The organism is Streptomyces sp. NPDC088915, assembly GCF_044749825.1.
In the GTDB taxonomy this organism is placed as follows: Bacteria; Actinomycetota; Actinomycetes; order Streptomycetales; family Streptomycetaceae; genus Streptomyces.
The window spans coordinates 156,292-173,634 of sequence record NZ_JBIVIR010000012.1 but is presented as its reverse complement, the minus strand read 5'-3'; the positions used below and the strand labels follow the sequence as shown (position 1 = coordinate 173,634).

13 protein-coding genes are annotated in these 17,343 nt (G+C 74.7%); 10 read left to right on the top strand and 3 right to left on the bottom strand.

The genetic code is table 11. From position 1 onward, the window contains the following. The first annotated feature begins 47 nt into the window (after window positions 1–47). From ACIP5O_RS22780 to ACIP5O_RS22745, 8 genes are all read left to right on the top strand, one after another. On the top strand, window positions 48–770 hold the full coding sequence (locus tag ACIP5O_RS22780; RefSeq protein ID WP_356547385.1) for a LysM peptidoglycan-binding domain-containing protein: 723 nt from the start codon (window positions 48–50) through the stop codon (window positions 768–770). Then, complete coding sequence (locus ACIP5O_RS22775) at window positions 767–2,587, top strand: VgrG-related protein (RefSeq protein WP_401296126.1); 1,821 nt, start codon at window positions 767–769, stop codon at window positions 2,585–2,587. Before ACIP5O_RS22780 ends, ACIP5O_RS22775 begins: the two co-directional genes overlap by 4 nt. Before the next feature lie 37 nt (window positions 2,588–2,624). Beyond that, the gene (locus ACIP5O_RS22770; protein ID WP_401296124.1) at window positions 2,625–2,942 is read left to right on the top strand and encodes a PAAR domain-containing protein; all 318 of its coding nucleotides are present in this window, start codon (window positions 2,625–2,627) and stop codon (window positions 2,940–2,942) included. A gap of 25 nt (window positions 2,943–2,967) precedes the next feature. Further along, window positions 2,968–3,390 (top strand): GPW/gp25 family protein, encoded by a 423-nt coding sequence (locus ACIP5O_RS22765; RefSeq protein WP_356547391.1) that lies wholly within the window; start codon window positions 2,968–2,970, stop codon window positions 3,388–3,390. After that, window positions 3,390–5,348 (top strand): putative baseplate assembly protein, encoded by a 1,959-nt coding sequence (locus ACIP5O_RS22760; RefSeq protein WP_401296122.1) that lies wholly within the window; start codon window positions 3,390–3,392, stop codon window positions 5,346–5,348. The genes ACIP5O_RS22765 and ACIP5O_RS22760 overlap by 1 nt, the downstream gene beginning before the upstream one ends. Continuing rightward, on the top strand, window positions 5,345–5,914 hold the full coding sequence (locus ACIP5O_RS22755) for a phage tail protein (RefSeq protein WP_401296120.1): 570 nt from the start codon (window positions 5,345–5,347) through the stop codon (window positions 5,912–5,914). Before ACIP5O_RS22760 ends, ACIP5O_RS22755 begins: the two co-directional genes overlap by 4 nt. Before the next feature lie 984 nt (window positions 5,915–6,898). Further along, window positions 6,899–7,663 carry an NADase-type glycan-binding domain-containing protein gene (locus ACIP5O_RS22750; RefSeq protein WP_401296118.1) on the top strand — a complete coding sequence of 255 codons (765 nt, stop codon included), beginning with the start codon at window positions 6,899–6,901 and terminating at the stop codon, window positions 7,661–7,663. Between the two features lie 130 nt (window positions 7,664–7,793). After that, the gene (locus tag ACIP5O_RS22745) at window positions 7,794–12,869 is read left to right on the top strand and encodes a hypothetical protein (protein WP_401296116.1); all 5,076 of its coding nucleotides are present in this window, start codon (window positions 7,794–7,796) and stop codon (window positions 12,867–12,869) included. Between the two features lie 97 nt (window positions 12,870–12,966). Here the strand turns inward: ACIP5O_RS22745 and ACIP5O_RS22740 are convergent, their stop codons facing one another. Together ACIP5O_RS22740 and ACIP5O_RS22735 are read right to left on the bottom strand one after the other, a co-directional pair. Beyond that, a complete protein-coding gene (locus tag ACIP5O_RS22740; RefSeq protein WP_356547399.1) occupies window positions 12,967–14,496 on the bottom strand; it encodes a UDP-N-acetylglucosamine 1-carboxyvinyltransferase in 1,530 nt (509 codons plus the stop codon). A gap of 51 nt (window positions 14,497–14,547) precedes the next feature. After that, window positions 14,548–14,904 (bottom strand): VOC family protein, encoded by a 357-nt coding sequence (locus tag ACIP5O_RS22735; RefSeq protein WP_401296113.1) that lies wholly within the window; start codon window positions 14,902–14,904, stop codon window positions 14,548–14,550. A 73-nt stretch (window positions 14,905–14,977) separates the two neighbouring features. On the opposite strand from ACIP5O_RS22735, the gene ACIP5O_RS22730 reads away from it, so the two are divergent. Continuing rightward, window positions 14,978–15,586 (top strand): GNAT family N-acetyltransferase, encoded by a 609-nt coding sequence (locus ACIP5O_RS22730; protein ID WP_401296111.1) that lies wholly within the window; start codon window positions 14,978–14,980, stop codon window positions 15,584–15,586. Window positions 15,587–15,677: 91 nt separating this feature from the next. On the opposite strand, the gene ACIP5O_RS22725 is transcribed toward ACIP5O_RS22730, so the two are convergent. Beyond that, the gene (locus tag ACIP5O_RS22725; protein ID WP_401296109.1) at window positions 15,678–16,460 is read right to left on the bottom strand and encodes an MBL fold metallo-hydrolase; all 783 of its coding nucleotides are present in this window, start codon (window positions 16,458–16,460) and stop codon (window positions 15,678–15,680) included. A gap of 71 nt (window positions 16,461–16,531) precedes the next feature. Between ACIP5O_RS22725 and ACIP5O_RS22720 the strand changes: the two genes are divergently transcribed. After that, the gene (locus tag ACIP5O_RS22720; RefSeq protein ID WP_401296107.1) at window positions 16,532–17,173 is read left to right on the top strand and encodes a TetR/AcrR family transcriptional regulator; all 642 of its coding nucleotides are present in this window, start codon (window positions 16,532–16,534) and stop codon (window positions 17,171–17,173) included. Window positions 17,174–17,343: the final 170 nt, after the last annotated feature.

Below are 17,343 nucleotides of genomic sequence, written 5' to 3'. Positions count from 1 at the left end.
CCTGCCCCCCCCGCCACCCGCCAGTTCCCCGGAAAGGAACCCCCGTCATGTCCCCAGTGTCCCGAGCCAGCCGGGCCAGGGCCCAGCTCACGCTGAAGGAGCCCCCGGCCTCCGTCGGCGCCAAGCCCGGCGGGACGCTGGCACGCCTCGACCTCCAGTTCAACCCCTCCACCCTGGAGCTGCGCAAGACCACCGAGTGGCGGCGCTCCCCGTCCCGGATGGCGGAGGAGTCCTCCCTGCCCGAGTTCGTCGGCAGCGGCCCGCGCGAGCTGAGCCTCGAAGTGTTCCTGGACGCCACCGCCACCCACGACAACTCCGTGGAGCAGGCGGTGGAGAAGCTGATGAAGGCGTGCGTGCCGACCAAGGCCAGCCTGGGCCGCAAGAAGCCCGCCAGCCCCTGGGTGCGGTTCGAGTGGGGCAGCGCGCGCACCACGTCCTTCGACGGCGTGCTCTCCAACCTGTCCGTGTCGTACACGCTGTTCGACGTGGACGGCAAGCCGCTGCGGGCCACCTGCCGGCTCTCCATCGAGGAGGCGAGCGTCGGCCCCGCCGGGCAGAACCCGACGTCCGGCGCGCGCACCGGACGCAGCACGCACGTCGTCGTGGCCGGCGACAGCCTGGCCCTGCTGGCCTGGCGGGAGTACGGCGACGCGACGGCCTGGCGGGTCATTGCGGAGGCCAACGACATCGACGACCCGATGGCGCTCGTGCCCGGCACCGAACTGGTCGTGCCGGCCCTGAGCGACGCGGGCGCCGGGGAGGAGCGGTGACGGGCGGCGCGCGCGACGGCCGGTCGTTCGCGGCGGACCCGATCGTGGAGACGCCCGGAGAACTCCCGCCGGTCTGGGCGGCCCAGCTGGTGAGCTGTGTGATCGACGAGAACGTGGGGCTGCCGGACGCGGCCGTGCTCACCTTCCGCGACCCCGACCACGAGTTTCTGCGCAAGACCGGCATCACCATCGGCACCCCCCTCCGGGTCTCCGTGGTCACCGTGACCGGACAGGCCCGCGAGCGGCTCTTCGACGGCGAGGTCACGGCCCTGGAGGCGGACCGGGACCGCACCGGTTCGTTCACCGTGGTGCGCGCCTACTCCAAGGCGCACCGGCTCCAGCGCGGCCGGAAGGTGGTGGCGTACCGGAACATGACGGCGGCGGCGATCGTCCGCAAGGTGGCCGCCGGCGCGGGTCTGGCCTGCGGCACCGTCGAGGCCGCGCCCGTCACCTACAAGCAGCTCTCCCAGGCGAACGTCTCCGACTGGGACTTCCTCCAGTTCCTGGCCGCCGAGAGCGGTGCGCAGGTGCGCGTCGACGACAAGGGGCTGCTCCAGTTCACCAAGCCGAAGAAGGCGTCCGGGGCGCCCTCGCCGTCCACCTCGGCCGCCCGCGACCCGCTGGTCCTGGAGTACGGGCGCAACCTGCTGGCGCTGCGGGCCTCCCTGTCGGCGGCGGACGGGGCGCAGCAGGTGGAGGTGCGCGGCTGGGACGTCACCACCAAGCGGCCCCTGGTGGCCCGGAAGCCCTCGGTCGACAGCGACACCGTCGTGCCCGGACTGAGCCCGGCGTTCGCCGCCCGGTTCGGTACGTCGAAGCTGACCGTCACCGACACCCCGTACCGCACCCAGGCCGAGACGAAGGCGGTCGCGGACGCGGTCGCCGGACAGGTCAGCGCCGGGTTCGGCGAGCTGGAGGCGCTGGTCGAGGGCAATCCGACGCTGCGCGCGGGCAAGCCCGTGGCGCTCGGCAACGTCGGCGGGGCGTTCTCCGGCAAGTACACGGCGACGGCCGTGCAGCACGTCCTCGAACCGCACGGCGGCTACCGCACGACGGTGTGGGTGAGCGCCAGCCCCGACCGCTCCCTGACCGGACTGGTCACCGGCGCCAACGCGCCGTCCCGGGGGCCGCGCATGCCGGGCCTCGCGATCGGCGTGGTGACGGACGTGCGCGAGACGGGCGGCGCCGAGAGCGGCTCGGTGCGGCTGCGGTTCCCCTGGCTGGACGACACCTACGTCACCGACTGGGTGCGCACGGTCCAGTGGGGCGGCAAGGGGGGCGGCGGCGTGGTGAGCCCCGAGGTCAACGACGAGGTCCTCGTCGGCTTCGAACAGGGCCTCCTCGACAGCCCGTACGTCATCGGCGGGCTCTACAACGGCGTGGACAAGCCCTCGCCGCACGACGTGCCCCTCATCGACAAGACCACCGGAAAGGTCAACCGCCGCTCCCTCGTGTCCCGTTCGGGCCACCGCGTGGAGCTGCTCGACGCGCGGGCGCCGGGCCGCTCCGGAGTGCGGCTGATGTCCGCCGACGAGCGCCTCGAAGTCTTCCTCGACGACCGGCGGGACCGGATCGAGATGACGGTGTACGCGGGGAAGAGCCGGCAGGTGCTCAGCTCCTTCGTCATGGACAAGCGGGGCATCACCGTGGACGCGGGGCGCGGGAACGTGAGCGTGTCGGGCCGCAACGTGGACATCAACGGCCGGGTCGGGGTGAAGATCGGCGGCCGCACGGTGGACGTCACCGGCGCCTCGGGCGTCACCGTCGACGGCGGCCTGCTCGCCACCCTCAAGGCCAAACTCGTCCGGATCAACTGACCCACTCCCACCGGAAAGCTCGTGAAAGGAGCTCCGCATGCCCGCCGCGGCCCGTACCGGCGACCCCACCGACCACGGCGGGGTCGTCGCCACCCCGCCGCCCGCCGCCGCGAGGACGGTGGCGACCGTCCTCATCGGCGGCCGTCCCGCCGCCGTCACCGGCAGCCTGCACACGTGCGTGGTGCCGCCGCACGCCGCCCTCGGACCCGCCAACGTGATCCTGCCCAACCCGGCCGGGCTCGTCGCCGGGCAGGTCCTCATCGGCGGACTCCCGGCCGCGCGCGCCCGCGACAAAACGGCGTGCGGCGCGACGATCCTCACCGGGGCGTTCAACGTGCTGATCGGGGGCGTGTGATGAACACGCGGACGAGAGGCGGGCGATGAGCGAGCGGTTCATCGGCCGGGGCTGGGGATTCCCCCTGCGCGTCGGACCGACCGGGGGCATCGCCCTCGTCGAACGGGAGCGGGAGATCGAGGAGGCGATCCGCCTGGTGCTCGGCACCGCGCCCGGCGAGCGCCCCATGCGCCCCGAGTTCGGCTGCGGCATCCACGACTACGTCTTCGCCCCCGGCGACGGCGCCACCGCCGGCCGCGTCGCGCAGCAGGTGCGGGAGGCGCTGGAGCGGTGGGAGCCGCGGATCACCGTGGACGACGTGGTCGTCGCCTTCGACGCGGTCGAGGACGGCACCCTCTACATCGACGTGCACTACACCCTGCGTTCCACCAACGACCGGCGCAACCTGGTCTTCCCCTTCTACACGATCCCCTCCGAGGAGGGGGCCGAGGAAACGGTCGCCGACTGATGGCCCTGCCCTCCCCGAACCTGGACGACCGCCGGTTCCAGCAGCTCGTCGACGAGGCGAAGCGGTACGTGCAGCAGCGCGCCCCGGAGTGGACCGACCACAACGTCTCCGACCCGGGCGTCACCCTGATCGAGACGTTCGCCTACCTGGTCGACCAGTTGCTGTACCGGCTCAACCGGGTCCCGGACAAGAACTACCACGCCTTCCTCGACCTCCTCGGCATCCGGCTGTTCCCGCCGACCGCGGCCGCCGCCGACGTCGACTTCTGGCTGTCCGCCCCGCAGGCCGACACCGTCACGCTGCCGCCCGGCACCGAGGTGACCACCGCGGGCGGCGAGACCGACGACGCCGTGGTGTTCGCCACCACCGGCGAACTGCGCGTCCTGCCGAGCGAGCTGACGCGCCTGGTGACCGCGTCCCGGACCGGCGAGCAGCACGACAGGACCGGCATGCTCGCCGAGGGGCTCGACGTCCCCTGCTTCCAGGCCACGCCGGAACCCGGCGACGCGCTGCTGTTCGGGCTGCCCACGGCGGTGCCGCGCTGCATCGTCGCCGTACGCCTCGACAGCCGCGTCGAGGGCGTCGGCGTCGACCCGCGCCAGCCCCCGCTCGTGTGGGAGGCCTGGAACGGCGGCGGCTGGCAGGCCTGCGAGACCGGCGACGACACCACCGGCGGCCTCAACCGGCCCGGCGAGGTCGTCGTGCACGTGCCCGCCGGACACGTGGCGTCCGTGATCGGCGGGACCCGGGCCGGATGGCTGCGCTGCCGGGTCACCGAGGCGGAACCGGGCCAGCCGTTCTACTCGGAGTCCCCGACGGTCCGCGAGGCGGAGGTCTTCACCGTCGGCGGCACCATGGCGGTCGAGCACGCCGAGACGGTCACCGACGTACCGCTCGGCGTCTCGGAGGGGGTCGCGGGACAGACCTTCCGGCTCGCCCGGCCGCCGGTCCTGCTCGACGCCGGGCCGCCCGTGGTGGAGGTGTCCTCCGAGGAGGGCTGGCGGCGCTGGGAGGTGGTCGAGCACTTCGGCCGCTCCCTCCCCGCCGACCGGCACGTCCGGGTGGACGCCACCACCGGCGAGTTCGCCTTCCCCCCGGCCCTGCGGGAACCGGACGGCACCCTGCGGCAGTGCGGCGCCGTACCGCCCAAGGGCGCGCGGATCCGGGTCGCCCGCTACCGCACCGGCGGCGGTCCCGCCGGCAACGTCGCCCGCGGCGCGATCTCCGTCCTGCTCAGCTCCGTCCCGTACGTCGCCCGGGTCACCAACCGGGAGGCGGCGCGCGGCGGCGTCGCGGGGGAGAGCGTGCGCGACGCCCGGCTGCGCGCACCGGAGACGCTGCGCATGCAGGACCGCGCGGTGACCGCCGAGGACTACGAGATCATCAGCCGCCAGGCCGCGCCCTCGGTGCGCCGGGTGCGCTGCCTGCCGGCCGCGGACGCACCTGGCGCGGTACGGGTCCTGGTGGTCCCGGACGCCGTCGCCGACGAGGGCGACGACCGGCTCCGCTTCGAGCAGATGATCCCCGGCGAGCAGGTGCTCTCGGCGATCACCGCGAGCCTCGACGAACGGCGCCTGATCGGCACCCGCCTCGTGGTGGAGCCGCCGGTCTACCAGGGCGTCACCGTGGTCGCCCGCCTCGCCGCCGCCCCGGGCGACGCCGACGCGGTCCGCACGGCGGCCCTGGACGCCCTGTTCCGCCACTTCAACCCGCTGACCGGCGGCCCGGACGGCACCGGGTGGCCGTTCGGACGGCCCGTCCAGTACGGCGAGGTCTTCGGCGTCCTGCAACGCGCCACGGGCGACGCGCTGATCGAGGAGATCCGCCTGTTCCCGGCCGACCCGGTCACCGGCCGGCGCGGCGCCCCGGCGGACCGCATCGACGTCGGCCCCGGCGCCCTGGTCTTCTCCTACCAGCACCAGGTGGTCGTGTCCGCCACCGGACCGGAGGGACGATGAGCCGCGCCGCGATACCCGGGCTGCCCAGCAGGCACCCCATCGGGGAGCAACTGCCCGCGCTCTACGCCGACGACGACCTCGCGCAACGCCTCACCGCCGGCCTCGACACGGTCCTCGCCCCGGTCTTCTCCACCCTCGACAACCTGCCCGCCTACCTCGACCCCCGCCTCGCGCCGCCGGACTTCCTGGTGTGGCTGGCGTCCTGGGTGGGCGCCGCCGACGATCCGCGCCGCCCCCTGGAGCTGCGCCGGGAGGTGGTCGCCCGCGCGGTGGAAATGCACCGGTGGCGCGGCACGAAACGGGGCCTTGCCGAGGCCCTGCGCCTCGCCCTGGACGTGCGCGCCGAGATCGTCGGCGACGGCGGGGCGGTCTGGTCGGACACCGCGGGCTCCGACCTCCCGCCGGAGCCCGACGCCGAACTGCTCGTCCGGGTCGTCCCGGAAGGGGCGCGGGCCGGACGGGTGGACGCGGACCGGGTCCACGAGATCGTCCGGGCCATGTGCCCGGTGCACGTCGCGTTCCGGGTGGAGGTCGTCACCGACCCGCCCGCCGAGGAAGGGAGCTGACGCATGCGCGCGTGTCCTTCGTGCGGGGCGGCCAACGACCCCGCCGACGACTTCTGCGGCAACTGCGGCGCGTATCTGGGCTGGTCGGACGAGCCCGCGCGACCCGGGACGGCGGGCGGTACGCCGTCGTCCGGGGGGACTCCGGAGAGTACGGGCGGGCCGACGGGTACGGGCGCGCCGGCGGGCGGCACGGGCGGGCCGGGGAGCACGTCCGCGTCGGCGGGTGGCAGAGGCGGACCGGAGAGCACACCCGCGCCGGCGGGCGGTACGGGCGGGCCCGAGAGCAGGCCCTCACCGGCGGGCGGTACGGGCCGGCCGGCCCGTACCCGCGGGCGGGGGAGCAGGGGTCCGGACGGGGAGGCGGGCGCGATCGTCCCCGGCGAAGCCCCGGCGCCCGCGGACCCCTCCGGCGCGCCGTCCGGCCCCCCGACCGGGGCGCGCACCGGGCCGGGCGACGAGGGGGAGCGCGGCGCCCCGGAGGCCGGTACCTCGGTGCCGGACGCCCCGGCGTCGAATGTCCCGGCACCGGACACCTCGGCGCCTGCCACCCCGGTACCGGGTGCACCGGCACCGGACACCCCGGCACCCGGCACCCCGGCACCGGGTGCCCCCGCACCTGGCACCCCGGCACCGGACACGGCGGCGGCCCGGACCCGGGCGGCCCTCGCCCGGGCGGCGCTGACCCGATTCGCCCGGACCCGGGGCGCCGGGACTTCGGACGTCCCGCCGACCGGCACCGAGGACCCCGTACGTACCGAGAACTCCGTACGTACCGAGGACCCCGTACGTCCCGCCGACCAGGCGTCCGCACCCACACCCGCCCCGGCCCCGGCGCCCGCCCCGGCACCCGGTTCGGGGACGGCCTCCCGGCCCCCGGGCGCCCCCGTCGCGCCCGCCGTCCCCGCCTCCCCGACCGCCCCGCGCACTCCCACGCTCCCCACGCCGCCCACGCCCTCCTCACCCACCCGCGACCCGATCCTGCCCGTGCTCCCGGCAAAGGCCGTCGCGCCCCGCCCGGTCGTACGGCCCGCGGCGGTGGAGGACGAGGGGAGCGGGCGGCCCTGTCCGGCGTGCGGGACGCCCAACCGGCCGGAGCGGAAGTTCTGCCGGCGCTGCGCCGCGGAACTGCGGCCGGTGCCGAAGGCCGCGCCGCTGCCGTGGTGGCGGACGATGTGGCCGTTCCGGCGCCGGACGCGGGCGGGCTCGGGGCGGGGGGTGCGCCTCACCGTGATCCTCGCGGTCGTGCTCGCGCTGTGCGCCGCCGGGTTCCTCCTGCTGCCCGCGGGACGCGCCCTGATCGAGGACGTCCGGGACAAGCTGGGCAAGGCCACGCCCATCACCCCCGTACGGACCGAGGCGAGCGGAGCGCTCCCCGGGCACCCCGCGACCAACACCACGGACGGCCTGAACAACAAGTACTGGGCGGCCCCCGGGCCGGGCGCCTCGGTGACGTACACCTTCCGCAAGCCGTTCCGGCTGGTCGACCTGATCATCACCAACGGCGCGTCCACGTCCCCGGAGGCGTACGCCCGCCAGGCGCGCGCGCTCCAGGTGGACCTGGAGGTGACGACGGCGGACGGCACCCGCCACGTCAAGGAACTCGCCCTCAGCGACAAGCCGGTCCCGCACACGGTCCAGACCGGGATCAGCGACGCCACGACGGTCCGTCTGACGCTGCGTTCGCCGGTGAACCTGTCCGGGGGACGTCATCTGGCCCTGGCGGAGGTGGAGTTCTTCCAGAGGAGCTGAAGCGGATCCTCCGCTCCTGGATGACGGCCGGGAGTACGGGAGTTGAAGCAACCGGGGAGCGGAGAAGGCGAATCGGCCGGGAAGCGCGGGACCGGCCGTACCCCGCCCCGCCGGTGGCTACGTTGACCCCGTGCAGACACAGCAGCAGTCAGGGGACGACAGGGCCGGCACGTCCGAGCGGGCGGACCGGACGCCCCGCACCGCGCCCCCGGACGCGCTCGCCGCCGGGGCCGCGCACCCGCTGCTCTCCCTCCAGCGCACCGCGGGCAACGCGGTCGCCTCACGGGCCGTGGGCAGGAACCGGAACCGGAGCGCCCGTCCGGCGCTGCCGGACATCGAGGAGCGCACCGAGACGGGCTTCGTCCTGCCGTCGTACCTGCTGCGGCTCCAGGCGGGCGGTCTCTCCTCGACGTACGGCCTGACCGGCCACGAGTTCGTCCGGCACGCGGTGTCCGCGGCCGTCGGGCACGCCGACGGCACGGTCGCGGAGATCGCGGAGGAGCTGGCCGGGCGCCCGGAGAGCTTCTACGGACAGGGACGGGCCTTCGCCGTGGAGGGCCGGACGGGCACGGAGTCGTACGACGTCACCGTACGGATCTCCCGGGCCCCCGCCGACCGGCCGCCCGTCTTCCAGCCGAAGGACCTGCTGTCCGCCGCCTCGGCGGGGACCGACGGCGTGCCGCAGGCCGCCCTCGACGAGCCGGTGGGCAAGGACACCAAGCTCGACGTCCACCACAATTCGGCCGCCACCGTCGGAAGTTCGAGCGGCGGCTCGTCGAGCAAGGGCGCCGGCGGCCTCGCCTTCGGGCTCGCGCCCGTCGCGCCCGGACTGTGGCTCGGCGGCGCAGCCACCCTCAACGCCCAGCCCTGGCAGTCCTCCCGGGAGTCCCGGCGGCAGACGACCGTGGCCGAACCCCGCGTGCTGCGCAGCGACAAGGGCACGGTCGAGGTGCGCCGCCAGGTCCGCTACGAGGTCCGCGTCCGGCGGCACGGCACCGACGACGCGCAGACCTTCCGGGACTCCGGCACGCTCCTCCAGCGCGTGCCGACCGAACACCTGGTCCCGGTGGGCACCGAGGACCCCGCCCCGCCGGTGCCGGTCTCCGCGGACACCGCCCGCCGCGTCTCCCTCGCCGACTCGCTGGCGCCGGTCGCCGTCACCGACGACGCCGCGCCCCACCGCTCGGGCCGAGGCCTGTTCGACGCCGTCGCCTCCGTGCTGCACCCCTCGCTCACCGAGCCCGGCGCGCCGGGCCGGGGCAGGCTGTACGAGGCGACCTCCACGGCGACCGTCCTGGAGGACCTGCCCCGGCTGCTGCGCGACGGCGTGACCGGCGAGGACCTGTACTCCAAGGACGGCAGGACGGCCGGCGGCTACCGGCTGCGCGCCGCGATCACCGGCCTCTCCCCGGCCTGGGGCACCGGCAGGACCCAACTGCGCACCCACCAGCACGGCCAGACCGCCGTGACCGACGCCGCGGGCAAGGGCCGGTCCGTGCAGGCGGGCCTGGGCCCGGCGATCGGCGTCGGGGCGGCGGCGAACGCGGCCGTCGTCCGGGCCACCGCCATGCCGGTCGCGGCGGCCCGCAAGGCACGCTTCACGGTGGCCGAGCAGAGCGTCGCGAGCCGCCAGGGCGCCGAGGTCAAGGGGGAGAAGGCGCTCTACTCCGGGACCGTGACGTTCACCGCCGAGGGCACGGGACCCCGCTCGGTCCGGGCGATCCTGCGCCCCGAAACCCGGGTCGCCGTCCACACCATGCACGTGTGGATCAGCCTCCGCGCCGACGAGGCCCGCTCGTTCGGGCTGCCGCTGCCGGCGGGGGTGACCGCCGAGGACTTCGTGAGCAAGCCGAAGCGCGTCGACGAGAACGGCGAGGAACAGGAGCTGGAACGCCATCTCCCGTACGACGGGAAGGGATCGAGCGTCGCCCTGAGCCAGGTCGACACCGGGCCGATGGTGCGCGCCGTGCTGCGGATGTTCGCCACCGACCCCCGTCTCGCGGGCTACCTGCCCGCCTTCGGCACCACCGCGCCCGCCCCCGGCATCGGCGACGAGGAGGCCGAGGCCCAGCGGCGCAACCACCGCGAACTGACGGCCGCCCTCTCGGAGACCAACCTCCGGGTCAACAAGGACCAGTTGCTGTCCACCGGCCTCCGGGTGCGGCTGCGCCGCAAGACCACGATGCACTCCCACGACGTGCAGGTCCTCGTCCGGGGCAGCCTGAGCGACACCGCCTACGAGGGCGACGTCAAGGACTGGTCGGTCCGCAGCCACGCCACCGTGGGCGCCGGCGCGCAGAGCGGGCGCAGCAGTTCGCGCTCGATCGGGGGCCTGGTGCTCGGGCAGGCCCGGCTGATCCCCGGCGTCCTGACCGCCGGAGCCCGCTACGAGCGGCACAGCTCCGGCTCCCACCGCAACCAGGCGGGCCCCACCGGCCGTACGGACGTCGTCGCCAACGGGTCCGACACCGCCGCCGCCTTCCGCGCCGCCCTGCACCTCGACGTGGAGGCCACCATGACCTCCCGGCCCCGCAAGCTCGCCCGCGGCCTCACGGTCGGCGCGCCGGGCCGGGACGTGCCGGAGGCCGAGACGCTGACGTACATGAACCTGGGGAGCCAGGACGTACGGCTCCTCACACCGGCCGAGTTCACCCTGGACCAGGAGGGCAAGGACCGGGCCGACGCGGCGCTCGCGGCCGGTACGACACCGTCGCCCACCGCCACCGTCGCCGCCGAGGGCATCGGAGACCTGGCCGGTCTCGCCCCGGCCGCCGGAGCGGGGCCGGTCCTGCGCGACTGGCAGCTGGTGGAGACCGTCGACGCGCGGCCCGTACGGGAGCTCGCCTTCGCGCTGCTGTCCCGGGCCGCCGCCCGGAACCGGGGGCTGCGCGAGGACCCGGCGCTCGCCACCGAGGGGCTCGCGCCGCGGCTCGCGATCGAGGAACGGTTCGGCGAACGGGCCGTCCAGGCCGCCCTGCGGCAGGCCGCGTCCTCCGGCTGGATCGTGAAGAACCTCCGCTATCCGCGCCGCCTGGCCGCCCTCGACGGCGCGGTCGGCACCCGCCTCGCGCTCGCCAACCCGAGGTTCGTGCACACCGCCGAGGGCCCGGGCACCGAGACCTTCGTGCTCGGCGGCCACCAGTCGGCGGGACAGACCGGGCAGGGCACCAGCAGCACCGTGCAGGTGGGCGCGACCGGATCGGAGACCGGTGCCACGTGGCGGGCCGGACAGGGCCTGTCGACGTTCCGCACGAAGAGCGAGGGCGACACGGAGGCGTACGCCCTGTCCGGCACGGTCGAACGCAACGCCCACACCCCGAAGAAGGGACCGCTGCACCTGGTCCAGTGCGACCTGCTGGTCACCATGGTGGCCGAGGTCAAGGTGACCGGCGGCGGCCCCTACGTGGCCACGGGCGCCCGGACGCTCCCCGCGGCGACCGGAGTGTGGCTGACGGAGGAGCAACTGCCCGAGGCGCTGCGCCGCCGCCTGCGGCCCGACGCACAGCCCTCCACGGCGTCGTCCGCGCCGCAGGGGGAGAGCCCGGCGGAGAGCTCGCGAACGGCCGCCGAACGGACGACCACCGAACGGACCACCGGCCCGGAGGGCTCCTCCCCGGCCACACCGCCCACCACCACCACCGGCCCCGCCTTCCGCCGCGAACTCCCCCTCGGCTTCGGCACGATCGAGGACCTCCCCGACTTCGTACCGCTGCTCGCACAGCTGCGGGCGGGGCTCGTCGCCACCCGGCGCCAGGACCTGGCCGACACCCTGCTGCCCCGCCGGCAGCTCGACGACCGCAACGACAACGTGCGGCGGCTGCTGCGCGTCCTGGACCGGGACGGCTCGGCGGGGCTGCTGTCCGGTGCCATGGACGGCGGGGTCACCGTCGAGCTCCTCGACGGCCGCCGCACCCCGCACTGGGCGGTGTTCAAGGTCGACCGGGTGGGCGACGGCGCGTTCCTCGGGGACGCGAAGGACCGGCGGGACATGGAGTACATCACCTCCGCCGTCGCCCAGCGGGCCACCTCCCACGACGAGGGCACGACCACCGGCGTCGAGGGCGTCCTGGCGGGCTCCGGCAAACCGGACGGCGGGACGGGGCAGGTGAAGAGCACCGGCGGAGCGGCCGGCGCCGCCCTCGCGTCCGGCGCGTCACGGCGCCGTGGCACCGTGAGCCGGGGCCAGCTCGGCATGAAGACGGTCGCGGACGCCGGTTCGGCGGCGGTGGCGAGGATGCGGGTGCCGGTCCGGGCGAGCCTGGAGCTGTACCGGGGCGGCACCCGGGTGGCGCTCGCCCGGCTGGACGGCCTGACGCTCACCCACCGCGTCCTGCGCGCCGACCTGGAGGCGCTGTCCCGGGCCGAACTCCCGGCGCGGGACGTGGCGGCGGTCGCCCGCGGCTCGCACGCCCCCGACCCGGGAGCTCCGGCCGACCCGGCCGCCTGGCGCGCGAGCGGCGCGAGCCTGCCGATGGAGGCCCAGGTCAACGGATTCCACGGCGTCACCCAGGTACGGCAGCTCCTGACGTCCGCGATCCGGGGGGCGGGCGGCGGGGCGCGCTTCCGCGACCGGGGTCAGGCCGCCGCGTACGCCCTGAACGAGGCGGTCTCCACCGAGTGGATGATCGCCGCCCTGCCCCTGCTCACCTCGGCCGGCGCCGACCTGCCCCCGGTGCACGCCTCCGGCGCGGAGGGCCAGGACCTGCGGGCGTCCCTGCACGCCCGGCTGCGCGACGGCCGGGTCCTCGGCGTGGGCGACAAGATGGCCTTCGAGACGATCGGCCAGAGCCACCTGGAGGGCATGCGCCCCACTCAGCGGGACGGGCAGAGCGCCGCCGACCACGGCAGGTCGGCCCGCGGCCTGCTGGGCGCCGGGCTCCTCAACGCCGACCAGTTCCGGCTCAACCAGCTCATGGCCAACACGGGCGGCTCGGGCGGCACCACCGACGCCACGGCGAACTCCTCCGGCTCGATGCCGGTCCACAAGCCGAAGAGCAGGTCGGTCCTGGTCCAGTTCACCCTGGACGTCAGGGCGGTCGCCCGGGTCACGGGCAGGATCCGCTCCGGCACCACCGCGACGGCGACCCGCGAGACGACCCTCGCCCGCCCCCTGGTCATCCGCATGCCGGAACACGCCGTCCGCCCCATGCTCACCGCCCACCCCACCCGACTCCACGACCCCGACGGCCACCTGAACCCGCGCTGACGACCACGACGGCCCCGGACGACGACGCCCGGGGCCGCGCGCGGGTCCCGGCCCGAAGGGGAGGGGGGTGGGCGTACGGCCCCCTCCCCGGCGGCCCTCAGATGTCCCGGAAGATCTCGATCTGCGCCCCGATCGAGTTCAGCCGCTCCGCCAGGTCCTCGTACCCCCGGTTGATGACGTACACGTTCCGGAGGACCGACGTGCCCTCGGCGGCCATCATCGCGAGGAGGACGACCACGGCGGGGCGGAGGGCGGGCGGGCACATCATCTCGGCGGCGCGCCAGCGCGTCGGGCCCTCCACGAGGACGCGGTGGGGGTCGAGGAGCTGGAGGCGGCCGCCGAGGCGGTTGAGGTCCGTGAGGTAGATGGCCCGGTTGTCGTAGACCCAGTCGTGGATCAGGGTCTTGCCCTGCGCCGTGGCCGCGATGGCCGCGAAGAAGGGGACGTTGTCGATGTTCAGGCCGGGGAACGGCATCGGGTGGATCTTGTCGATCGGCGCCTCCAGCTTGGAGGGGCGGACCGTCAGGTCGACCAGGCGGGTGCGGCCGTTGTCGGCGGTGTACTCGGGCGAGCGGTCGTGGTCGAGGCCCATCTCCTCCAGGACCGCGAGCTCGATCTCCATGAACTCGATCGGGACCCGGCGGATCGTCAGCTCCGACTCGGTGACGACGGCGGCGGCCACCAGGCTCATCGCCTCGACCGGGTCCTCGGAGGGGGAGTAGTCGACGTCCACGTCGATCTGCGGCACGCCGTGCACGGTCAGGGTGGTGGTACCGATGCCGTCGACCCGTACGCCGAGCGCCTCCAGGAAGAAGCAGAGGTCCTGGACCATGTAGTTGGAGGAGGCGTTGCGGATGACGGTCGTGCCGTCGTGCCGGGCGGCGGCCAGCAGCGCGTTCTCGGTGACCGTGTCGCCGCGCTCGGTCAGGACGATCGGGCGGCCGGGGGAGACCGAGCGCTCGACCTGCGCGTGGTAGATGCCCTCGGTGGCCGTGACCTCCAGGCCGAAGCGGCGCAGCGCGATCATGTGCGGCTCGATCGTGCGCGTGCCGAGGTCGCAGCCGCCGGCGTACGGCAGCCGGAAGCGGTCCATGCGGTGCAGCAGCGGGCCGAGGAACATGATGATCGAGCGGGTGCGGATCGCGGCCTCGGCGTCGATGGACTCCATGTCCAGCTCGGCCGGCGGGACGATCTCCAGGTCCACGCCCTCGTTGATCCAGCGGGTGCGCACGCCGATGGAGTTGAGGACCTCCAGGAGCCGGAAGACCTCCTCGATGCGGGCGACCCGGCGCAGGACCGTGCGGCCCTTGTTGAGGAGCGAGGCGCAGAGCAGCGCGACACAGGCGTTCTTGCTGGTCTTGACGTCGATGGCGCCGGAGAGCCGGCGTCGGCCGACGACCCGGAGGTGCATGGGACCCGAGTACCCCAGGGACACGATCTCGCTGTCGAGGGCCTCGCCGATCCGGGCGATCATCTCAAGGCTGATGTTCTGGTTGCCGCGCTCGATCCGGTTGACGGCGCTCTGGCTCGTGGCCAGTGCTTCGGCGAGCTGCGTCTGGGTCCAGCCGCGGTGCTGCCGGGCGTCACGGATGAGCTTGCCGATGCGTACGAGGTAGTCGTCTGCCATGGCGTCACGTTATCTCAGATATGAGATGAAGATCGGATCGGGGGTGAGCCGTCAGGGTGAAAGGTCGTGCGCGGTCGGGTGACGCGGTTCGTAGAGGGGGAGTTCGGTGCCGCTCGGCAGCCGGACGGCCGCGAGCAGCCCCCAGCCCCGCTCGGTGATGGCCCGTGAGATCTCCGCCCCCCGGTCCTCCAGGACCGTCAGGGTGCGGGTGAGGTCGTCGCACATGAGGTACACCTCGTGCCGCGGCCCGTCCGCCGTGGGGTGCATCGCGATCTCGGCGGGCGGCAGCTTGAAGACGAGCCAGCCGCCCCCCGCGTCCACGTGCTCGAAGCCGAAGACGTCCTGGAGGAAGGCGCGGTCGGCCTCCGCGTCCCGGCTGTAGAAGGTCACGTGCACGCCGCTGAACATGGTCCGATCCTCGGCCTCCCGCGCCGGGACGGCCACTCGCCCGCGTCCGTACGGGGGGCGGCAGGATGTTCGCATGGAGCGATCCCTTCACGTGCCCGACCTCGTCGCCCGCGACGGCCTCGCCCTCCGGCCGTGGCGCATGTCCGACCTCGGCCTCGTCCGCGAGGCCTCGGCGGACCCGTACATCCCGCTCGTCACGACCGTGCCCTCCCCGTACTCCGAGGCCGGGGGCCGCGCCTTCGTGGAGCGCCAGTGGGGGAGGGCGACGACCGGGGCCGGGTACCCGTTCGTCCTCGTGGACGCCGACGGGCGGCCCGTCGGCACCGTCGGTCTCTGGCAGGGCGGGGAGGAGGTCGCCCTGGGGTACTGGGTCGTCGCCTCCGCCCGCGGCAGGGGCACCGCCGCGGCCGGTCTCGCCGCCGTCGCCGACTGGGCCCTGCGGGAGCTGGGCATCCCGCGTCTGGTCCTCCACATCGAGCCGTGGAACACCGCCTCCGTACGCGTCGCCGAGCGCGCGGGCTTCCGGCGCGAAGGGGTACGGGAGGGGTGGCTGCGAGTCGGGGACGAGCGCCGTGACGTGCTCGTGTTCGCGCTCTCGCGCCCCGAAGGGCGCACGGCGGCGCGCCCCGGGGGCGCGGCGTCCCGCACTTCACGGGCGCCGATCCGTCGCAGCGAAGGCTGAGCGCTTCTCGCTGAAGGCCGAGCGGTCGGCCGCCGACCGGGTGGGCTCCGTTCGCGGACCTGACCTCCTCGCGGGGCGCCTCCGTCGCTGTTCAGCGGGGGCCGGTCTGTCGGGCTCGGCGGGTGGCGGTGCGAGGGCTGCCGGTGAGGGGCCGGCCGTGGCCGGGCAGGAGGAGGGTCGCGGTGGCCAGCTCGTCCAGCCGGTCGAGGGAGGCCAGGGCGGTGCGGCTGTCGTGGGTGAAGCCGCGGCAGACCAGGGTGGGACCGGTGTGTCCGGTCAGGCCGTCGTGGGTGACCAGGGCGTCGCCGGTGAAGAGCAGTCCGCGTTCGGGGAAGAGGTAGCCGGTGCTGCCCGGGGTGTGACCGGGCAGCAGGACGGTCCGTGGTGCTCCGGGGACCTCGTCCAGTCGCCGGTCGGTGTCGAAGTCGCGCACCCCGGAGACGGCGGGGGCGGTGAAGGCTCCCTTGCGGGCGAGGTGGAGCGGGGTGGTGATCGCGGTGGGCCGGCGCAGGAGGTAGGGCAGCGCGGAGCGTTCCGGCTTGGCGTGGCGCAGGGCGCTGCGCGGGCCGTCGCGCAGGATCGCGGCGTCCCGCTCGTGGACCCAGATGTCGGCGCCGGCTTGTCGGAGGGTGTGGGCCAGGCCGGTGTGGTCGGGGTGGCCGTGGGTCAGGAGCACGGCGCGGATGTCGGTCAGGGAGCGGCCGGAGCCGGCCAGGTGCTCGCGCAGCTGCTTCAGGTGGGCCGGCAGTCCGGCGTCGACGAGGACCAGGCCGTCGGCCTCCTCGACCAGGTAGAAGTTGACGACGTCGTCCCCGAGACGGTCCACGCCGGGAGCGACGCGCCGGGCGGGGCGGGGGCGGGCGGAGCGGGACATGCGTTCCTCCGGCTTCGGGACGGACACGCTTTCGATACAGTGAACTGTAATGGATTGGGGAGGCGAACGGGATGCCCAGCGGTACTCCACGCCGGCCGTACGACTCGGGACGTCGGAAGCAGGCCGCGCGCCGCAACCGCGCCGCGGTGCTTCAGGCGTGCCGGGAGCTGCTCTTCCGCGACGGCTACCAGGCCACCACCATTCGCGCGGTGGCCGAACGCGCCGGCGTCTCGCCCGAGACCGTCTACAAGGCGTTCGGCGGCAAGCCGGGACTGGTCAAGGCCTTGTGGGACCTCACTCTGGCCGGAGACGACGAACCCCTGACCATGGCCGAGCGGCCCCAGCTCCAGGAGGTCTTCGAGACGCGCGACGCGCGCGCCAAACTCCGTCTGTACGCCGCGTTCGTCCGCGGCGTCCACGAACGGCTCGCCGCCCTGTTCACGCTCCTCGCCCAGGCCGGCCCCGAGGTCGGACGGGTCCTCGCCCTCGGCGAAGAGGAGCGCGTGACCGGCGTCACCGCTTTCGTCACCCACCTCGCCGACACGGGCGCCCTGCCCGCCGACGCCGACACCGCCCGCCTGGCGGACTCCTGCTGGGCACTGACCGGGCCACACCTGTTCACCCAGCTCACCGCCGGCCGCGGCTGGCCCGCCGATGCCTACGAGGACTGGCTGACCGGCATGCTCGCCTCGGCCCTTCTGGGCGCGGACTGAGCCCGCCGGCGACCTCGTCCTTCCCCCGGATGCCGCAGCGGCCGGTGGAGTCCGAACGCCCCGCCGGTCCGCACCGCGATCACGTGCCCAGCATTTTCCGGCCGGGGAACTCCTCGGCCTTCGGCGAGAACCGCTCGGCTTTCGCCGCCACGGATCGGGCGCCCGGGCAT